Source organism: Streptomyces sp. NPDC088246 (assembly GCF_044741025.1).
Taxonomy (GTDB): Bacteria; Actinomycetota; Actinomycetes; order Streptomycetales; family Streptomycetaceae; genus Streptomyces.
This window is the reverse complement of record NZ_JBIURV010000004.1, coordinates 284,581-302,555: the sequence shown is the minus strand read 5'-3', so window position 1 is coordinate 302,555 and position 17,975 is coordinate 284,581. Positions and strand designations below refer to the sequence as shown.

Annotated in this window: 20 protein-coding genes and 1 pseudogene; 14 read left to right on the top strand and 7 right to left on the bottom strand. The window is 70.4% G+C overall.

Features of this window, described 5'->3' with window-relative positions; genetic code table 11:
* Positions 1-26 precede the first annotated feature (26 nt).
* From ACIPEK_RS08970 to ACIPEK_RS08930, 9 genes and pseudogenes are all read left to right on the top strand, one after another.
* Positions 27-866 carry an enoyl-CoA hydratase/isomerase family protein gene (locus ACIPEK_RS08970; RefSeq protein ID WP_401992583.1) on the top strand — a complete coding sequence of 280 codons (840 nt, stop codon included), beginning with the start codon at positions 27-29 and terminating at the stop codon, positions 864-866.
* Between the two features lie 55 nt (positions 867-921).
* Positions 922-1,131: pseudogene (locus tag ACIPEK_RS08965) on the top strand (transposase); the annotation flags it as partial.
* A gap of 55 nt (positions 1,132-1,186) precedes the next feature.
* The gene (locus ACIPEK_RS08960) at positions 1,187-1,855 is read left to right on the top strand and encodes a HEAT repeat domain-containing protein (RefSeq protein ID WP_401992580.1); all 669 of its coding nucleotides are present in this window, start codon (positions 1,187-1,189) and stop codon (positions 1,853-1,855) included.
* A gap of 6 nt (positions 1,856-1,861) precedes the next feature.
* Positions 1,862-2,866, top strand: coding sequence for a HEAT repeat domain-containing protein (locus ACIPEK_RS08955; RefSeq protein ID WP_401992577.1), 1,005 nt, complete (start codon positions 1,862-1,864; stop codon positions 2,864-2,866).
* Positions 2,867-3,280: 414 nt separating this feature from the next.
* On the top strand, positions 3,281-3,799 hold the full coding sequence (locus ACIPEK_RS08950; protein ID WP_401992574.1) for a hypothetical protein: 519 nt from the start codon (positions 3,281-3,283) through the stop codon (positions 3,797-3,799).
* An 89-nt stretch (positions 3,800-3,888) separates the two neighbouring features.
* On the top strand, positions 3,889-4,734 hold the full coding sequence (locus ACIPEK_RS08945; protein ID WP_401992571.1) for a DUF4097 family beta strand repeat-containing protein: 846 nt from the start codon (positions 3,889-3,891) through the stop codon (positions 4,732-4,734).
* Positions 4,735-4,779: 45 nt separating this feature from the next.
* Complete coding sequence (locus ACIPEK_RS08940) at positions 4,780-5,781, top strand: ATP-binding cassette domain-containing protein (RefSeq protein ID WP_401992569.1); 1,002 nt, start codon at positions 4,780-4,782, stop codon at positions 5,779-5,781.
* Positions 5,778-6,569 (top strand): ABC transporter permease, encoded by a 792-nt coding sequence (locus ACIPEK_RS08935; RefSeq protein WP_401992566.1) that lies wholly within the window; start codon positions 5,778-5,780, stop codon positions 6,567-6,569. Before ACIPEK_RS08940 ends, ACIPEK_RS08935 begins: the two co-directional genes overlap by 4 nt.
* 290 nt (positions 6,570-6,859) lie before the next feature.
* Complete coding sequence (locus ACIPEK_RS08930; protein ID WP_401992731.1) at positions 6,860-7,471, top strand: flavin reductase family protein; 612 nt, start codon at positions 6,860-6,862, stop codon at positions 7,469-7,471.
* A gap of 105 nt (positions 7,472-7,576) precedes the next feature.
* Here ACIPEK_RS08930 and ACIPEK_RS08925 read toward each other — a convergent pair whose 3' ends face one another.
* Complete coding sequence (locus ACIPEK_RS08925) at positions 7,577-8,908, bottom strand: MFS transporter (protein ID WP_401992563.1); 1,332 nt, start codon at positions 8,906-8,908, stop codon at positions 7,577-7,579.
* 185 nt (positions 8,909-9,093) lie between these two features.
* Between ACIPEK_RS08925 and ACIPEK_RS08920 the strand changes: the two genes are divergently transcribed.
* Entirely contained in the window at positions 9,094-9,426 is a 333-nt protein-coding gene (locus ACIPEK_RS08920; RefSeq protein WP_401992560.1) for a hypothetical protein, read from the top strand.
* Here the strand turns inward: ACIPEK_RS08920 and ACIPEK_RS08915 are convergent.
* Positions 9,380-9,811 (bottom strand): DUF2809 domain-containing protein, encoded by a 432-nt coding sequence (locus ACIPEK_RS08915; RefSeq protein WP_401992557.1) that lies wholly within the window; start codon positions 9,809-9,811, stop codon positions 9,380-9,382. The two genes, ACIPEK_RS08920 and ACIPEK_RS08915, sit on opposite strands and share 47 nt — an antisense overlap.
* 11 nt (positions 9,812-9,822) lie before the next feature.
* On the bottom strand, positions 9,823-11,148 hold the full coding sequence (locus ACIPEK_RS08910; RefSeq protein ID WP_401992554.1) for an MFS transporter: 1,326 nt from the start codon (positions 11,146-11,148) through the stop codon (positions 9,823-9,825).
* A 56-nt stretch (positions 11,149-11,204) separates the two neighbouring features.
* Between ACIPEK_RS08910 and ACIPEK_RS08905 the strand changes: the two genes are divergently transcribed.
* From ACIPEK_RS08905 to ACIPEK_RS08895, 3 genes are all read left to right on the top strand, one after another.
* The gene (locus tag ACIPEK_RS08905) at positions 11,205-12,188 is read left to right on the top strand and encodes a GlxA family transcriptional regulator (RefSeq protein ID WP_401992551.1); all 984 of its coding nucleotides are present in this window, start codon (positions 11,205-11,207) and stop codon (positions 12,186-12,188) included.
* Positions 12,189-12,464: 276 nt separating this feature from the next.
* Entirely contained in the window at positions 12,465-12,716 is a 252-nt protein-coding gene (locus tag ACIPEK_RS08900) for a DUF6400 family protein (RefSeq protein WP_401992548.1), read from the top strand.
* Positions 12,700-12,945, top strand: coding sequence for a hypothetical protein (locus tag ACIPEK_RS08895; protein WP_401992545.1), 246 nt, complete (start codon positions 12,700-12,702; stop codon positions 12,943-12,945). Before ACIPEK_RS08900 ends, ACIPEK_RS08895 begins: the two co-directional genes overlap by 17 nt.
* Before the next feature lie 139 nt (positions 12,946-13,084).
* Here ACIPEK_RS08895 and ACIPEK_RS08890 read toward each other — a convergent pair whose 3' ends face one another.
* The 3 genes from ACIPEK_RS08890 to ACIPEK_RS08880 all read right to left on the bottom strand — a co-directional run bounded on the left by ACIPEK_RS08890 (position 13,085) and on the right by ACIPEK_RS08880 (position 16,282).
* Positions 13,085-14,134 (bottom strand): Zn-dependent alcohol dehydrogenase, encoded by a 1,050-nt coding sequence (locus ACIPEK_RS08890; protein WP_401992542.1) that lies wholly within the window; start codon positions 14,132-14,134, stop codon positions 13,085-13,087.
* The gene (locus tag ACIPEK_RS08885; protein WP_401992539.1) at positions 14,131-15,285 is read right to left on the bottom strand and encodes an acyl-CoA dehydrogenase family protein; all 1,155 of its coding nucleotides are present in this window, start codon (positions 15,283-15,285) and stop codon (positions 14,131-14,133) included. The genes ACIPEK_RS08890 and ACIPEK_RS08885 overlap by 4 nt, the downstream gene beginning before the upstream one ends.
* Positions 15,286-15,367: 82 nt before the next feature.
* Positions 15,368-16,282 carry an SDR family oxidoreductase gene (locus ACIPEK_RS08880; protein ID WP_401992536.1) on the bottom strand — a complete coding sequence of 305 codons (915 nt, stop codon included), beginning with the start codon at positions 16,280-16,282 and terminating at the stop codon, positions 15,368-15,370.
* Between the two features lie 82 nt (positions 16,283-16,364).
* On the opposite strand from ACIPEK_RS08880, the gene ACIPEK_RS08875 reads away from it, so the two are divergent.
* On the top strand, positions 16,365-17,291 hold the full coding sequence (locus ACIPEK_RS08875) for a cyclase family protein (protein ID WP_383070407.1): 927 nt from the start codon (positions 16,365-16,367) through the stop codon (positions 17,289-17,291).
* Between the two features lie 80 nt (positions 17,292-17,371).
* Here ACIPEK_RS08875 and ACIPEK_RS08870 read toward each other — a convergent pair whose 3' ends face one another.
* Positions 17,372-17,908 carry an ATP-binding protein gene (locus ACIPEK_RS08870; RefSeq protein ID WP_383070409.1) on the bottom strand — a complete coding sequence of 179 codons (537 nt, stop codon included), beginning with the start codon at positions 17,906-17,908 and terminating at the stop codon, positions 17,372-17,374.
* Between the last annotated feature and the right edge of the window lie 67 nt (positions 17,909-17,975).

The window sequence follows — 17,975 nt, the reverse complement described above, 5'->3', positions numbered from 1 at the left end:
CGACCCACCCACCCAGGAGCTGCCTCATGCCGTCCTCCCCCGAAGACACCACCGAGTCCACCGAGTCCACCGACCCGCTTGACTCATTGGTACTCCACGCCACTGACAACGGCGTCTCCTGGATCACGCTCAACCGCCCCGAAGCGATGAACGCCGTCACCTGGGACCAGCGGGAACGCGTCATCGCCCTGCTCGCCGAGGCCTCCGCCGACCCGGCTGTCCGGGCCGTCGTCCTCACCGCCACCGGCCGCGGCTTCTGCGCCGGCGCCGATCTGCGCGGCGCCCCGGCGACGGGCGACCGGGTGCCGGGTGATGTCGCCCGTACCATCCGGCTCGGCGCTCAGCGCCTGATCGCCGCGGTCCTGGACTGCGAGAAGCCGGTGATCGCGGCCGTCAACGGCACTGCGGCCGGCATCGGCGCGCACCTCGCGTTCGCCTGCGATCTGGTGCTGGCCGCCGACTCGGCGAAGTTCATCGAGGTGTTCGTACGCCGCGGCCTCGTACCGGACGGCGGCGGCGCGTATCTGCTGCCGCGCCTGATCGGCCCGCAGCGCGCCAAGGAGCTGATGTTCTTCGGCGACTCGCTCCCGGCGAGGGAGGCGGAGCGTCTGGGTCTGGTCAACCGGGTGGTCCCGGACGAGGAACTCACGGCGACGGCCCGCGCGTGGGCCCAGCGCCTGGCCGACGGCCCGACCCGCGCGATCGCCCTCACCAAGCAGCTGGTGAACGCCTCCCTGGACTCCGGCCGGGCGACGGCGTTCGCGGCCGAAGCGATGGCCCAGGAGGTCAACATGACGACGCAGGACGCCAACGAGGGCGTGGCGAGCTTCGTCGAACGGCGTACACCGAAGTACCGGGGACTGTGAGCGGCAGTACCGGGGACTGTGAGCGGCCCCGGAAGCCCTCCGGCGTCCCTCCGGCCTTGAACACACCTTCAGAATGATCAAGCGGACACTGGGCTGGACCCGCCCGAAACTCCGCACCCCACAGACAGCCGACCGCTGGACCTGGCTGATCAACGCCGCCCACACCCGACTCCGCCTCGCCCGGCCCCTCGCCGCCGATCTGCGCCGCCCCTGGGAGAAGCCCGAACTCATGGACAGAGGCTGCCTGGTGGTCTCGCGGCGTGGCCCCGCTTGACCTTGACACGGTGACAAGGTCTTCACTGTGTCAAGGAGGTGGTCCGATGACCATGCCGAAACAGGACACGGATGCGATTCGAGCTCTCCAGGGGCTGGAGGACAGCCGCTCGTCAGCGCGGCTGCGGGCGGCGCTGGCGGTCGGTACGACCCCTGACCCGCGGTTCATCGACAAGCTCATCGAACGATGCGCGATCGAACCCGAGTTCTACGTGCGCGAAATGCTTACGTGGGCACTCACCCGCCACTCAGCATCAATGACGGTCCCAGAGCTTCTCATTGAAGTCCGCTCGGAGCGTGCGCAGGCACGAAGCCAGGCGTTGCACACGCTGTCCAAGATCGGGGATCGGCAAGCGTGGCCGGCGATCACACGGGCGCTTCTGTCCGACGCCGACGACGAGGTGGCGCGGAGCGCTTGGCGGACAGCGGTCGTGCTCGTACCCGAAGGTGAAGAGCCCGAGTTGGCCGCAGTGTTGTCGACACAGCTCGGACGCGGCGAACGTGAGACGCAACTGAGCCTCAGCCGGGCGCTGATCGCGCTCGGTGAGGTGATTCTGCCGACTCTGCGCGCTGCGATGACGGATCGCTACCCTCACGTGCGGGCGCACGCGATCGCCACGGAGCGGCTGTTGCGCGACCCGGATGCCGGATTCGAGTTCGCGATCGAGGAGGCGAAGCGCGTCGTAGCCCTCGGCAGGACCAGCCAGGAGGGGTGATAGGCAGTGTTGATCGGTGATGTGGCACGACGGTCCGGGGTCAGCACCCGCATGCTCAGGCATTACGACTCACTCGGCCTGGTACGGCCAACGGGTCGTACCGACGCCGGCTATCGCCAGTACTCCAGCGAGGACATCCGACGGATCTTCCATATCGAGAGCCTGCGGTCATTGGGGCTGTCGCTGCGTGAAGTCGGGCGCGCGCTCGATGATCAGGGCTTCACGCCCTCGGAGCTCGTCGACGACCTCATCCGCCAGACGCGAGAACGCATCGCAGCGGAGACGGAGCTGCTCACGCGACTCCGTCGGATCGGCACCGCGGAACCCGCCGGCTGGGAGGATGTCCTCCAGATCGTCGCACTCCTCCAGGCGTTGGGGTCAAAGAGCGCTGGGACGCGCCAGCGCGCGGCCTTGTCCTCGATCGAAGAGGTTCCGGTGCCGGTGGAAGCACTGGTCGAGGCAGCGCTGAGCGAGACGGACCCGAACGTCGCCGGAGCCCTTCGATGGGCTCTGGCGCAATCGGGCGACGGCGGATCGGCGCTGCTGGCGGAGGGCCTCGGCTCACCAGTGGCCGAGGTGCGGAAACGTGCCGTCCAGTCCATCGCCGAGATTCCGAACGGTGAGGCGACCGCACTGCTGCAGGACGCCCTCACGAACCCCGACATCGTGGTCCGCAGGTATGCAGCTCTGGCGCTCGGGGCACGTGGAGTGGCCGACGCGGTCCCGACGCTCATCGATATGGTCGTCGAGGGGACGAATGACGTCGGTGCAGCCGATGCGCTGAGCGCGCTGGCGAGTCGTCCCGCGCTGGCGGATCGGATCGCCACCGGGCTCGTTGATTGCCTCGCCCACGGCACCGTTGAATCGTCTGCACGTCGACGGCTGGCACAGGCGCTCGCGGATATCCCTGGAATCACAGCGTCACGTGCCCTCGCAGATCTGTCCCATGACGAAGACCGTGCCGTCGCGCTTACTGCGGAATACATTCTCGGGATACGCAACCCGCGATAGCGGATCTTTCCCGGGGTGCAGTCCGCTTCCCGGAGGGCGTCGTTCCTGGAGGGTGTCGAACCGGCTCGCCAGCTCCTGGCGGGCGGTCGACGTACGGGAGTACCCGATGCGGATCGGCTTCGCACTGCGCTGCGTGGGCACTGCGATGGGCGCCGGGCCCTGCTTCCACGGCCTTGTACTGGTACAGCCATTAACGCTCAGTACTTGATCTCGAACGGCGAAGGGGCGCCCGGTCGGCCCCGCGCGACACCGCTCGACACCACCCCGCGACAACTTGGCGCCGCAATCCCACCACCTCTCACACACCCCTGACCTGCAGCGACGCAACCATCCGTCACCCCGACCCCCGACCCCGCGCCACGCATCGCACCTTCGGGCTTGCCAATGGCGCCACAGTGGTGCCACTATTGCGTCATGGACCTCACACCGTACGTCGAAACACTCCGCAGGGAACTGGCGGTGGCCGCCGAAGCCGGGGGTGACGAAGCCCGCGAGCTTGCCGAGCGGCTGACCGCGCCGCTGGAGTCGGCCACCCGCCTGACCCTGCTCAATGTGCTGTCCGCCGCCATGGACGAGATCACCCGTGAACTCGCCCCCGGCTCGGTCGACGTACGACTGCGTGGCCTCGACCCCGACTTCGTGGTGGTGCTGCCGCAGCACGAGGACCGGACCGAACCGCTCGACGCACCGGCGCCCGCACCGGCCCCGGTCCCCGCCGACACGGACGAGGGCGGCACCGCCCGCGTCAATCTGCGCCTGCCCGCCCACCTCAAGACCCGCGCCGAGGAGGCCGCGAGCCGCGAGGGCCTGTCGGTCAACGCATGGCTCGTACGCGTCGTGTCGGCCGCGGTCGACACGGGCGGCGCCGCCACCCCCCGTACCCCCGGGAAGACCAGGATCATCGGCCAGAGCTTCACGGGCTGGGTGCATTAACCAGCCCCTCGGAACGACTTGACCCACACCACGTCCCACCAGCGGGGACGCCACGAACACCCAAGAGGACCCAAGAGGACGGGACAGCCATGCCTTCTTTCGACACGCCCCAGCCGATCTCGGTCAACGCCCACGTGGACGCGGGATCCATCCAGTTCGCCGCGGCCGACCGCGCCGACACCGTCGTGGACGTAGCTCCCCGCGACCCGAAGAAGGACCAGGACGTGCGGGCCGCCGAGCAGACCGACGTCACATACGCGAGCGGCGTCCTGACCGTCAGGACGCCCAAGCAGCGCTATCCCCTCGGGCGCACCGGCACCGTCGACGTGACGGTCGAACTGCCCACGGGCTCGCGCATCGACATGACCGGCGCCTGGGCCCAGGTACTCGGCGAGGGCCGGCTCGGCGAGGTCCGGGTGAAGACCTCGTCAGGTGACGTCCGCCTCGACACGACCGGGCCGCTCCAGCTGACCGCCTCCCACGGCTCGATCACCGTCGACCGGGTCGAGGGCATGGCCGAGATCACCACCAGCTCCGGCAGCCTGCGCGTCGGCACCGTCGACGGCCCCGCCGTCCTGAAGAACTCGCACGGCACCACGACCGTCGGCACCGCGACCGGCGAGCTGCGGGTGAACGGCGCCAACGGCGACATCAACATCGAGCGCGCCGAGGGCTCGGTCGCCGCCACCACCGCTCACGGCACCCTGCGCGTCGCCGAAGTCGCCCGCGGAACCGTCCGGTTGGAGACCTCCTACGGCGCCATCGAGGTCGGCATCCGCGAGGGCACGGCCGCCTGGCTCGACGTCAGCTCCGGCCGCGGGCAGGTGCGCAACACGCTCGACGCCTCCGAGACCCCGGAGAAGACCGAGGACACCGTCGAGGTCCGCGCCCGGACCCGCTGGGGCAACATCGACGTCCGCCGCGCCCGCGCCTGAGAGTCCACCCTTCACTCCGTTCCAGCCTTCTATCGGGAGAGCCCCATGCCTTCATCTGTCATGCCCACGTCCAGGCAGGGCGGTGGCCACCCGTCGCCTGCCGCCGTCTCCGTCGTCGGTCTGCGCAAGTCGTACGGCGACAAGACCGTGCTCGACGGCATCGATCTGCGCATCCCGGCCGGGTCCGTGTTCGCACTGCTCGGGCCCAACGGCGCCGGCAAGACCACCGCCGTCAAAATCCTCTCCACCCTCATCACCGCCGACGCCGGCGATCTGCACGTCGGCGGCCACGACCTGGCCGCCGACCCGCAGGCCGTGCGGGCCGCGATCGGCGTCACCGGGCAGTTCTCCGCCGTCGACGGGCTGATCACCGGCGAGGAGAACATGCTTCTCATGGCGGACCTGCACCACCTCTCCAAGCGCGAGGGACGGCGGGTCACCGCCGAACTCCTGGAGCGCTTCGATCTGGTGGAGGCCGCGAAGAAGCCCGCCTCCACCTACTCCGGCGGCATGAAGCGCCGCCTCGACATCGCCATGACCCTGGTCGGCAACCCGCGGATCATCTTCCTCGACGAGCCGACCACCGGCCTCGACCCGCGCAGCCGCCACAACATGTGGGGGATCATCCGCGAGCTGGTCTCCGGCGGCGTCACGGTCTTCCTCACCACCCAGTACCTGGATGAGGCCGACGAGCTCGCCGACCGCATCGCGGTGCTGAACGACGGCAAGATCGCCGCCGAGGGGAGCGCCGAGGAGCTGAAGCGGCTCATCCCCGGCGGGCACGTCCGGCTCCGCTTCTCCGACCCGGCCGCATACCAGTCCGCCGCCTCCGCACTGCGCGAGGCCTCCCGGGACGACGAGGCACTGTCACTGCAGATCCCCAGCGGCGGCAGCCAGCGCGAGCTGCGCTCCATCCTCGACTGGCTGGACTCGGCCGGCATCGAGGCGGACGAGCTGACCGTGCACACCCCCGACCTCGACGACGTGTTCTTCGCCCTGACCGGCTCCACCAACGTGCCCAACCAGCCCAAGGAGACTGCCCGATGAGCGCCCTCGCCCTCGCCGTACGCGACTCGAACACGATGCTGCGCCGCAACCTCCTGCACGCGCGCCGCTACCCGTCCATGACCCTGAACCTGCTGCTCACGCCGATCATGATGCTGCTGCTCTTCGTCTACATCTTCGGAGACGTGATGAGCGCGGGCATCGGCGGCGGCGGCGCCGACCGCTCCGAGTACATCGCCTACATCGTCCCGGGCCTCCTGCTGATGACCATCGGCAGCACCACGATCGGCACCGCGGTGTCCGTCTCCAACGACATGACCGAGGGCATCATCGCCCGCTTCCGCACGATGGCGATCCACCGCGGCTCCGTGATCATCGGACACGTCATCGGCAGCGTGCTGCAGTCAATCATCAGCGTGGTCCTCGTCGGCGCCGTCGGCGTGGCCATCGGCTTCCGGTCCACGGATGCCGGCATCCTGGAGTGGCTCGCGGCGTTCGGACTGCTCGTGCTCTTCGCCATGGCGCTCACCTGGGTCGCGGTCGGCATGGGCCTGATCAGCCCGAACGCCGAGGCCGCCAGCAACAACGCGATGCCGATGATCCTGCTGCCGCTCCTCTCCAGCGCCTTCGTCCCGGTCGACGCGATGCCGGGCTGGTTCCAGCCGATCGCCGAGTACCAGCCGTTCACGCCCGCCATCGAGACCCTGCGCGGCCTGCTGCTCGGCACCGAGATCGGCAACAACGGATGGCTCGCCGTCGCCTGGTGCCTGGGCCTCGCGGTACTCGGATACTTCTGGTCGACCTCGAAGTTCAACCGCGACCCGAAGTAACCGCCATGAGCGAGCGGGCCACCTCCCGCAGCCCGTCCCGCCCCAGGGCGGCGTACCCCGACACCGCGTCGGCGTACGCCGCCCTGCCGGCGTCCTCGGCCGCCCGCCGGGCTCCGAGTCGCTTATGGGCAAGACACTTGGCCTGAACTTTCTCCCGGTCCGCGTCGTCCAGGAAGAAGTACCGCTCCAGCTCCGCACGGGTCCTCTCTTCGCACGCGGAACCCTTGCCCCCACCCTTCCTATCTGACGCCCCGTCAGCTTCAATGGAAAGCGTGATGGGACACGCAGGCATGGCCGCCACCGCCGTCCGGTACCTCAGGTCCGTCGGCGCCGCCACCGCAGCGCCGGAGCCGGTCGATCCACTGCCGCGCCCGGATCTACGGGCCGTCGCCGACGACGAGCGGCCGCCGGTCGACCCGACCGAATTCCGCCGCGTACTGGGGCACTTCGCGAGCGGAGTGACCATCGTCACCGCGCACGACCCGGACGACACGGAGGGGCCGGCGGGCTTCGCCTGCCAGTCGTTCGCGTCGCTCTCCCTCGACCCGCCGCTGGTCACCTTCATGGTCGCCCGTACGTCGACGACCTGGCCGCGCATCGCCCGCGCCGGGGCCTTCTGCGTCAACATCCTGGGCGCGGACCAGGGCGCACTGTGCCGGAGCTTCGCGGTGAGCGGGGCCGACAAGTTCGCGGGGGTGGCGTACGAGGCGGCTCCCGCGACCGGGTCGCCGCTGCTGGACTCCGTACCAGCCTGGATCGACTGCCGCATCCAGGCCGTCCACACCGGGGGCGACCATCTGATCGTGGTGGGCAGGGTGGAGGCGCTGGGGGCGGCGGACGGGGACGGCCCGCTGCTGTTCCACCGGGGGGTGTTCGGGCGGTTCGGGCCGCTCGGCGGGTGAACGTTCACCGCGGCCGCTGGTGCAGCGTCGCGGTCAGCGACATCGCGAACTTCCCTGTCTTCCTGACGGTCGCCGAGAACCTCTCCGCCTGACCGGCCGGAACCGTCAGCCGAGTCCCGCCGCGGCACCCGACGGCTCCCGGACCCGCCGGATCACCAGCGCCATCAGGGCCGCCATCGCACACAGCGCCCCCGACGCGTACCAGACCATGTCGTACGAGCCGAACACATCGCGCGCCACACCGCCCAGGAACGCCACCAGCGCCGCACCCACCTGGTGGGAGGCGAGGACCCAGCCGAAGACAATGGCGCTGTCCTCGCCGTACTGCTCGCGGCACAGGGCCAGCGTCGGCGGGACGGTGGCGACCCAGTCCAGACCGTAGAAGACGATGAAGAACACCATCGGCGGATGCACCGTCGGCGCCATCAGCATCGGCAGGAAGAGCAGTGAGACGCCGCGCAACGCGTAGTAGACGGCGAGGAGCCGGCGGGCGTCGAAGCGGTCGGTGAGCCAGCCGGAGAAGACCGTGCCGATGATGTCGAAGACCCCGATGACGGCGAGCAGCGAGGCCGCGGCGGTGATGGGCATGCCGTGGTCGTGGGCCGACGGCACGAAGTGCGTACGGATCAGGCCGTTGGTCGAGGCCCCGCAGATCGCGAACGTACCGGCCAGCAGCCAGAACGGCCCGGTGCGGGCGGCGTCGAACAGGACGCGTACGGTGCGCCTCGCCGCCCCGCGTGCGGGTGCGGGCTTCTCCACGTAGGTGCCGCCGTACGGGGCGAGGCCCACATCCGCCGGGTGGTCGCGCATCAGGAGCCAGACGAAGGGGACGACGACCAGGGCGGCGAGGGCCACGGTCACCGAGGCCGGGCGCCAGCCGTGCTCCTCGACGATCCAGGCGCACAGCGGCAGGAAGACCAGCTGTCCGGAGGCGCCCGCCGCGGTGAGGATGCCGGTGACCAGGCCGCGTCGGGCCACGAACCAGCGGTTGGTGACCGTTGCCGAGAAGGCCAGCGCCATCGAGCCGGTGCCGAGGCCGACGAGCAGCCCCCAATAGATCATCAGCTGCCAGGAGGCCGTCATCCAGACGCTGGCCAGGGCCCCGGCCGCCACCGTGGAAAGGGCCACGACGACGACCCGGCGGATGCCGAATCGGTCCATCAGCGCGGCGGCGAACGGTGCGGTGAGCCCGTACAGCGCCATGTCGATGGAGACGGCGAGTCCGATCTCGCCGCGCGACCAGCCGAATTCCGTGTGGAGCGGATCGATGAGGAGGCCGGGCAGGGAGTTGAAGGCGGCGCCGCCGATGATCGTCACGAAGGTGACGACGGCGACGATCCAGGCGCGGTGAATGCGCCGGCGGGAGCGCCCGTCGGGGGCTGCGGGGGTGGCCTGCCGGTCGTCGTCCCGGGCGGCGCTTTCGGTTGTCTGGGTCACGTCACTCAGCATCTGGTCAGGGCGTGCACTCCCACGAGTGGCCGGAGGGACACGCTTCGCAGGAATCGGGCCACGGCGACCGAGGCCTTCCGGCCCGGAGGGGCTCGTATGCGCGTACGATCACCTGTCGGTCGGCGGGCGGTGCGTCCGCCCCTTGGACTTCGTCGCGGGAACCGGGGGATCGCATGCAGTGGGCAGCACGCCAGCAGTTCCACCACCGCTCCGTACTGATGCAGACCTGGGGCGCCGTGCTGCTGCTCGTCGCCTGCGCCCTGTGGATCTGGCTGGGCTTCCTGCTGGTGGACCAGCAGGACGTGTACTGCTACCGGGTCTCCATGCAGTGCAAGGTGGTCACCGAGTGGCCGAAGCAGCTGGCCGTTCTGGGGATCTCCGCCCCCTTGGCCGTCCTCGGTGCGGCGCTGCTCGTCGGCGGCAGTGTGCGCAGGCAGACCAGTGCCCATGTCTTCCAGGTCATCGAGATGCAGAAGTCCGAGGAGCGCGACCGGGCGAAGCAGTAGCCGGAGCCACCGCCGCCGCCCCTGCGAATGCGGCCCAGGCTGCTGACGCCCCCACCGCGTACCAGAACAGATCGGGTGCGTTGAAGGTCGAGCCGAGGACCAGCCGCGCCACCGCGCTGCGCCGGGAGAGCTCCGCGGGCACCCCGGTCAGTTGCAGCAGCTCGACCGCCCAGCTGAACGCCAGCGCTGTCCCGGCCTTGGTGACCGGCCGCGCGCGGGGTGCGATCACGGCGACCAGGGCGCAGATCAGTACGGTGTAGAGCGCGTCCCCGGCGTACTTGGCGACGTCTCCGGTCGCGAACGCCCTTACCCCGAGCCCGGCGATGGCGGTCAGCACCGCTGCCCCGGCCGTGACGGCCCGTGCCGTCAGTGCGTCCGCGCTCACCCGGTCTCCTCTCACCCGATCCGCTCCAGCCGCCGGATCGGCCGGGCCGCCAGCAGTACCGCCACCACCATCAGGTTGATCACCGCTCCGGCCAGCAGCACCTCCGGTGCGCCCAGCCGGTCCGCGACCGGTCCCGCCAGTGCCCGGCCTGCCGCCAGCATCAGCAGGGAGCCCGCCACGTCGTACGCGTGCAGGCGGTTCAGCGCCTGAGGCGGGACATGGGTCTGGACCGTCGTCGACCACATCACCAGCCAGAACGCGAACACCCCGCCCGCCACGAACTGCCCGGCCCCCAGTGCGGACACCGGCAGCCCGAGCCCCAGCACCACCAGGTTCACGCACACCCCGGTCAGCGCGATCGCGCCCGCCGCGAGCGGGCGGCGCGGTCTCAGGCGCAGGGCGAGCAGCCCGCCGACGACGCTGCCCGCGCCGTTCACCGCCATCATCACGCCGTACGTCCCCGAGCCGTGCGCCTCGGTGACCTCGACCGCGGTCAGCGGGAGCATCGGGCCGATCACAGTGAATCCGTACACGGTCCAGATCGCGATCACCCCCCACAGCCAGCTACGGTCCTTGAACTCCCGCCATCCGTCGACCAGTTCGGCGACGAACGTGCCACGCTGTGTCGCGTCGGACGGCATCGGGGCGAGCCGCAGCAGGAAGAGGCAGACGCCGGAGACCGCGAAGGTCGCCGCGTTCGCCGCGTACACCGCTCCGGCGCTCGCGAGTCCGACCAGAAGTCCCGCGAAGGCCGGGCCCGCCATCGTCATCAGCGCCTCGGAGACCCGAAGCACCGCGTTGCCGCGCTGCACGTCCAGCGACACCCGGGGCACGGTCGACGCGACGCCCGGCTGGAAGAGCGCGGCCCCGACGCCGGCCACCGCGCTCAGTGCGTACACCGCCCACAGCGGCGGGTTGCCGGTCGCGAAGGAGACGGCGAGCACCGACGCCCCGACCAGCCGCAGCGCATCGGCGATGATCATCATCCGACGCGGGGTGAATCGATCCGCCAGCACGCCACCGAAGAGCACGAAGAGCGCCAGCGGGCCCATCCAGGCGGCCAGCGCGAAGCCGACGGACGCGTGCGGGCGACCGGCTCCCAGCAGGCCCGCGGTGAGCGCCACCGGGATCATGCCGTCGCCGAAGAGTGCGGCGGTCCGGGCAATGAAGAAGAGCCGGAAGTTACGGTTCCAGAGCTCGCTTCCCGGCCGTTCGCCGTCCCGGCGCGCGTCCAGGGGCGGCAGGGCGGCCGACGAGTCCAAGGGGGACGACTGCGAGGGTGCGTTCGCGGGGGCCGCGTCGGGAATGCACTCGTGCTCTGCTGACTTTTCCTTCACGTCGGTGACATGTATCAGTTTATGGTCTATACCACTAGGGGTAAGGGAGGCCTGCCGTGAAGCACAGAGTCGTCGTCCTCGCCCTCGACGGGCTGCTCCCGTTCGAACTGGGCATCCCTCAAAGGATCTTCGGCCTGGCGCTCAGTTCCGAGCCGCATGACAGGGGCCGGAAACTGTACGAAGTCGTTACCTGTTCCGTCCGCCCACCGGGGCCGGTCTCCACCGACGCGGACTTCACGATAACGGTCGAGCGCGGCCCCGAAGCACTGGCCACCGCCGACACGGTCGTCATCCCCGCCTCGTACGAACTCGGCCCCGTCTACGAAGAGGGCAGGCTGTCGGGCGAGCTCGCCGCGGCGTTCGCGTACATCAGGCCGGGCACCCGGCTCGTCTCGATCTGCACCGGAAGTTACGTCCTCGCCGCCGCCGGATATCTCGACGGGCGCCCCGCCACCACCCACTGGTCGTCCGCCGACCACTTCCAGCAGCTCTTCCCCGAGGTCCGGGTCGACCCCGACGTCCTGTTCATCGACGACGGGGACGTCCTGACCTCCGCCGGGGTCGCCGCCGGAATCGACCTCTGCCTGCACATCGTGCGCCGCGACCACGGCACCGCCGTCGCCAATGACGTGGCCCGCCGCACGGTGGTGCCCCCGCACCGGGACGGCGGGCAGGCGCAGTACATCCAACGCCCCGTGCCCGAGACGCAGTTCACGACCACCACCTCCGCGCGCACCTGGGCGCTCGGCCGGCTGGAGCGCCCGATCCTGCTGCGCGACATGGCCCAGCAGGAGTCGATGAGCGTACGGACGTTCACCCGCCGGTTCCGGGAGGAGGTCGGGGTCAGCCCCGTCCAGTGGCTGACCCGGCAGCGGGTCGAACGGGCCCGGCAACTGCTGGAATCGACGGACCTGTCGATCGACCAGGTGGCGAGGGACGCGGGCTTCGGGACGCCCACATCGCTGCGGCAGCATCTGCAGGCGGCGCTGGGGGTGTCCCCTACGGTGTACCGACGCACATTTCGCGCGGGGAGGGTCTGACCGGGCGCTCCAGCCGTTGCCCCTCCGCATCGCTCGGATCACCCCGCCCCGACGCCCCGGACGACCGCATGAAGTACGTCACAGCGCCGGCCGTGGACCGCGTCCGCCGTCGGGGCCCCGGCGCCGGCAACGCCCCACCCCCGCCGACCGATCCGAGGGTTCCTCCCCCGGAGGCCGGGGGCCGCTTCTCACCGAAGCGACTTAGGTCACCCTTCCCTGTCGCTGCTTCCGCCTGATAGGCATGTGGAATTCCACCGGCACTTCGGAAGTTTCGCCATGAAAAAGGAAAATCCAGACAGTCTCATACCCTTCACGATCGATCTGACGTTCGAGGAAGTTCGGCGCCGGGCCGAGGTCGTGGCCGCACTCGGGCCCGACTGGGACCCTGTCGCCGTCCTCCAGGGCGAGGACGAGGCGTATGCGCTTCTCTACTCGGGCCTGGACGCCGAACAGCAGCGCACCTACGACCTGCTGGTGGCGACCGGCGTCCTGCCGGGAAGGGGGCCGGGTCGTGCGACTGCCCATTGATCCGCAGGCAGACGTGGCCCGCCGCGCCTGGCTGCCCTGCCCCATCTGCGACGACGCCCGTCATTGCGAGAACTGCGCCGCCCTCCGCACCTGCGGTGAGCACTGGCGCTATCTGATATCCAACAACGGACCGGTCGTTCACCTCCAGTGCCCGCAGTGCACCCACATGTGGTCCGTGAACACGCGGCCCGGTGTCACCCGGCGCGACAGCAGCGCCTTCGGCGACTGACCGACGGCAACGCGGCCGGGCGCGGTGCCGGGGCACGCAGCCCCGGCGCGATCCGGGCAGGAGTGCCTGACCGGTCGGTCCAAGGACCCGGGATTCGCCGGTCCGGGAAGACGCCGGCCCCACAAGACCTTCGCAGGGCCTAGAACACCAGCACCCCGCGCGCCACCCGGCCGTGGTGCGCGTCGTCCGCCGCCTTGGCGAAGTCCTCCACCGCATAGGTCTCGGTGACGAGTTCGTCCAGGAGCAGCCTGCCCTCCCGGTACAGGTCCGCGTAGAGCGCGATGTCCCGCTGCGGGCGCGAGGAGCCGTACCGGCAGCCCAGGATCGACTTGTCCAGGAACATCGACGAGACGAGGAACGACGCTTCCGCCGTCGCCGCGGGGACGCCCAGCAGGACCGCCTGGCCGTGCCGGTCCAGCAGGTCGATCGCGGTACGGATCAGTTCTGTCCGGCCCACGCACTCGAAGGCGTGGTCCGCACCGCTGGGCAGGATCTCCCGTACGCCGTCCGCGGACGTCAGGAAGTGCGTCGCGCCGAACTGCCGCGCCGCCGCCTCCTTCGCCGGGTTGGCGTCGACGGCGACGATCGTCAGAGCGCCCGCGATCCGGGCGCCCTGGATCACATTGAGTCCGATACCGCCCGTGCCGATCACCACGACCGTGTCGCCCCGGTCGACCTTCGCCCGGTTGAGTACGGCTCCGACTCCCGTCAGCACCCCGCAGCCGATCAGGGCCGCCGAGGTGAGCGGCAGATCGGTGGGGATCTTCACCGCCTGCACGGCCTTGACCAGGGTCCGTTCGGCGAAGGCCGAGTTGGACGCGAACTGGTACAGCGGCTTCCCGCGCCGCGAGAACGGCGCTCCCGGCATGCCGATCGCCTTGCGGCACATCGTCGGCCGGCCCCGGTCGCACTGGGCGCACGCCCCGCAGCTGGCCAGCGTGGACAGCGACACATGGTCGCCGGGCGCCACATGGCCGACGCCCGCACCGACTGCCTCCACCACGCCCGCACCCTCGTGCCCGAGCACCACCGGCGCCGGGAACGGAATCGTCCCGTCGATCACCGACAGATCGCTGTGGCACAGCCCGGCCGCGGCCACCGCCACCAGTACCTCACCGGGGCCCGGATCGCGTATCTCCAGATCGTCGACGACCTCGGTCCGCTTGCCGTCGAAGACGACGCCTCTCATCTCGGCTCCCTCGGTAGGCCGAGCACCCGCTCGGCGATGATGTTCCGCTGGATCTCGTCCGAGCCGCCGTAGATGGTGTCGGACCGGGTGAACAGGAACAGGCGCTGTGCCTCGTCGAGTTCGTACGGTGTCTGCGCCGACCAGTCGTCCGGGCCGACGGCACCCGCCGCGCCCCTGATCTCCACGGCCAGCTCGCCGAGGCGCTTGTGCCAGCCGCCCCAGAGCAGTTTCGCCACGCTGGGTGCGCCGGGGTCGCCCGTGGAGCCCAGGGTGCGCAGGGCGTTCCAGCGCATGGTCTGCAGCTCCGCCCACTGCCTCACGAGGCGCTCGCGCAGTACCGCGTCGGTGACGGCGCCGCCGTCGACGGCGGCGCGGACCACCCGGTCGAGTTCGGCGGCGAACCCGATCTGCTGGACGAGTGTGGAGACGCCGCGCTCCAGGGCCAGCAGCCCCATGGCGACCGCCCAGCCGTTGCCCTCGCCGCCGACGCACTCCTCGGCGCGCGCCCCTTCGAAGAAGACCTCGTTGAACTCGCTGGCACCTGACATCTGACGGATCGGCCGCACCTCGATGCTGCCCGGCTGGTCCATCGGCACCAGCAGGAACGACAGGCCGTGATGGCGGCTGGAGCCGGGCTCCGTACGGGCCAGGACGAAGCACCAGTCGGCGTCCCTCGCGAGCGACGTCCAGATCTTCTGCCCGGTGACGCGGTGGCCGCCGCGGCCCCTGTCGGGTACGGCGGCCGTCCGCACCCCGGCGAGGTCCGATCCGGCGCCCGGCTCGCTGTATCCCTGGCACCACAGCTCGTCGCCGCGTGCCACGGCGGGCAGGAAGCGCTGTTTCTGCGCCTGCGTGCCGTAGGCGATCAGGGTCGGGGCGAGGAGGTTCTCGCCGATGTGGCCGACCCGGGCGGGGGCGTTGACGCGGGCGTACTCCTCGGCCCAGACGACCTGCTGGGTGAGGCTTGCGTGCCGGTTGCCGTGGCCGGCGCCGTGGTTGTCCCAGCCGAGGCCGATCCAGCCGGCCCGGCCCAGCTCCTGCTCCCAGGCACGGCCGCCCGCGGTGGCGCAGGGCTGCGTGAGGTGGGACTCCAGCCAGGACCGGGCCTCCTGGCGGAAGGCGTCGTCCGCCGCGTCGAATGCGAAGTCCACGTCCACTCCTTGGGGTCGGGCGGAAGGTCCAGCCCCTCCGGCGATCGAGGAGCGGGGGCCGGGGCGGAGCCACGGTGGGAGGTCACGCGTTCGGCCGCGCCCTCGCCGCCGCCGCGGCCGCCATCTCCTCCAGCTGCGCCAGCATCGGCATCGGGTCCGTGCCCACCGTCCCCGGCAGGAAGTCCGCGATCCGTTCCGGGGTCCAGGTCCCCTCCGCGTACCCCGCCCGCAGCTCCCTCGGCTGGGCCCAGACCGCGATCTTCGGTCCTGCGATCGTGTACACCTGGCCGGTGATCTTCTCCTTGCGGGCCCGTTCGCTGAGCAGGTAGACGACGAGCGCCGCCACATCCTCCGGCTCACCGATCTCCTTGAGTTCCATGGGCACATTGGCGGACATCCGGGTGCGGGCGACCGGGGCGACGGCGTTCGCCGTGACGCCGTACTTGTGCAGGCCGAGCGCCGCGCTGCGTACCAGCGAGATGATTCCGCCCTTGGCGGCGCTGTAGTTGGCCTGGGCGACGCTGCCCTGATGGTTGCCGCTGGTGAAGCCGATCAGCGTGCCGCCGTCCTCCTGCTTCCGCATCACCGCCGACGCGGCCCTGAAGACGGTGAAGGTGCCCTTGAGGTGGGTGGCGACCACCGGGTCCCACTCCTCCTCGGACATGTTGAACAGCATCCGTTCCCGCAGGATCCCGGCCACGCACACGACCCCGTCGATCCGCCCGTACCGCGCGAGCGCCGTGTCCACGATCCGCTGCCCGCCGGCCATCGTGGAGATGTCGTCGGCGACCGCGACCGCCTCGCCGCCCGCCGCCTCGATCTCCTTGACGACGGACTCCGCTATCTCGCTGCTCGGCTCGCCGCCCTCGACGGAGACGCCGTAGTCGTTGACGACAACTCGCGCCCCCTCGGCCGCCGCCGCGAGTGCGACCGCCCTCCCGATGCCGCGCCCGGCACCCGTCACGGCGACCACTTTGCCTGCCAAGAAGTTCCCCATGCCCGGACCCTTCCACGGTTTCTGACGGACCGTTAGATTTTATGGGCCATCAGGTCCACGAGCGCAAGCCCCGGGAGGCCCCGTGTCACTGCCGGCCGAGTTCCACGACATCGCCAAGCGGGTCAACAACTGGGGCCGCTGGGGCGCCGACGACGAGATCGGCACGCTCAACCTGATCACCGACGCGGTCGTACGGGAGGCGGTCGCCGCCGTCCGCACCGGGCTGCGCATCCCGCTCGCGCTCCCCCTCCAGCAGGACGGCGTCCAGAGCGGACTGATCCCGGGGCGGATCAATCCGCTGCACACCATGGTCCAGATAAACCAGGAGCTCTTCGGCCCCGGCACCGTCGCCACCAGCGACGACACAGCCGTCCTGAGCCTGCAGACGGCCACCCACTGGGACGCCCTCACCCACGCCTCGCACTCGGGAAAGATCTACAACGGCCGCCCGGCCGCCACGATCACCGCGCACGGCGGCGCGCAGTTCAGCGGGATCGACAAGGCACCGCACATCGTCTCGCGCGGGGTGCTGCTCGATGTGGCACGCGCACACGGCACGGACAGGCTGCCCGGCGACCATGCCGTCACCCCCGAGGACCTGGACGCGGCCGAGGAGCTGGCGGGGGTCGGGGTCAGGGCCGGTGACATCGTGCTCGTACGGACGGGACAGGTGCAGGTCCATCTGGCGGGCGACAAGCATGCGTACGCCTATCCGTCGCCCGGTCTCTCGATCAGGACGCCCGAGTGGTTCCGTGCGCGCGATGTCGCGGCGGTCGCCAATGACACCCTGACCTTCGAGATCTTCCCGCCCGAGATCGAGGATCTGTGGCTGGGGGTGCATGCACTGGACCTGGTCGAGATGGGCATGCTGCAGGGCCAGAACTGGAACCTGGAAAAGTTGTCCACAGCCTGTGCGGAAGAGAAGCGGTACAGCTTCCTGCTCTCCGCGATGGCGGAACCGTTCGTCGGCGCGACCGGCACCCCGGTCGCCCCGGTCGCCGTCCTCTGAAGGCGCTCAGGCCGGCGCCGTACCGCAACCCGGACCGACCGCTTCAGCCTGTATGCGTGATGCGTAACGACTCGCGACGACTATGCGTGATGCGTAACGACTCGCGACGGCTCGTACGCCTCGCGGTCCGCATCCACCGCGCCCGGTGCGCCATGAACACCTTGCGCGCTCTGCACGCCCGGATGCACCGGCACCACCTGGATCACCGGGGCGCCCCGGTCGACCTCGCACCAGATGCGCTTCCCAGCGCCCTCCGGCTGCCAGCCCCAGCGGTCCGCGAGGCCGTCGACGAGCTCCAGGCCCCGGCCGCCGGTGTCCTCGCCCGCCGCGTGGCGCTGCTGCGGCGGACGACAGCTGGTGTCGGCCACCTCGACCCGTACGGTCCCGGCCGTCCCCGCCGTTTCCGCCGCACCGAACAGCATGCGCAGCACGGCCGGACAGCCGGTGTGGACGACGGCGTTGGTGACCAGCTCCGAGATCAGCAGGATGAGCGTCTCGGCCAGCGGCTCGTCGTCTCTTATCCCGGACCCGACCAGTCTCGATCGCGCCCATCTACGGGCCCTCCCGACCTCCGCGGGATCCGGCCCGACCTCCAGCTGAACCTGAAGCACCTGCACCGCTCACACCATCCGAACCGGCGGACACATCGCCTCGCGCCTCCTCAGGGTCACGGAACGTGATTCC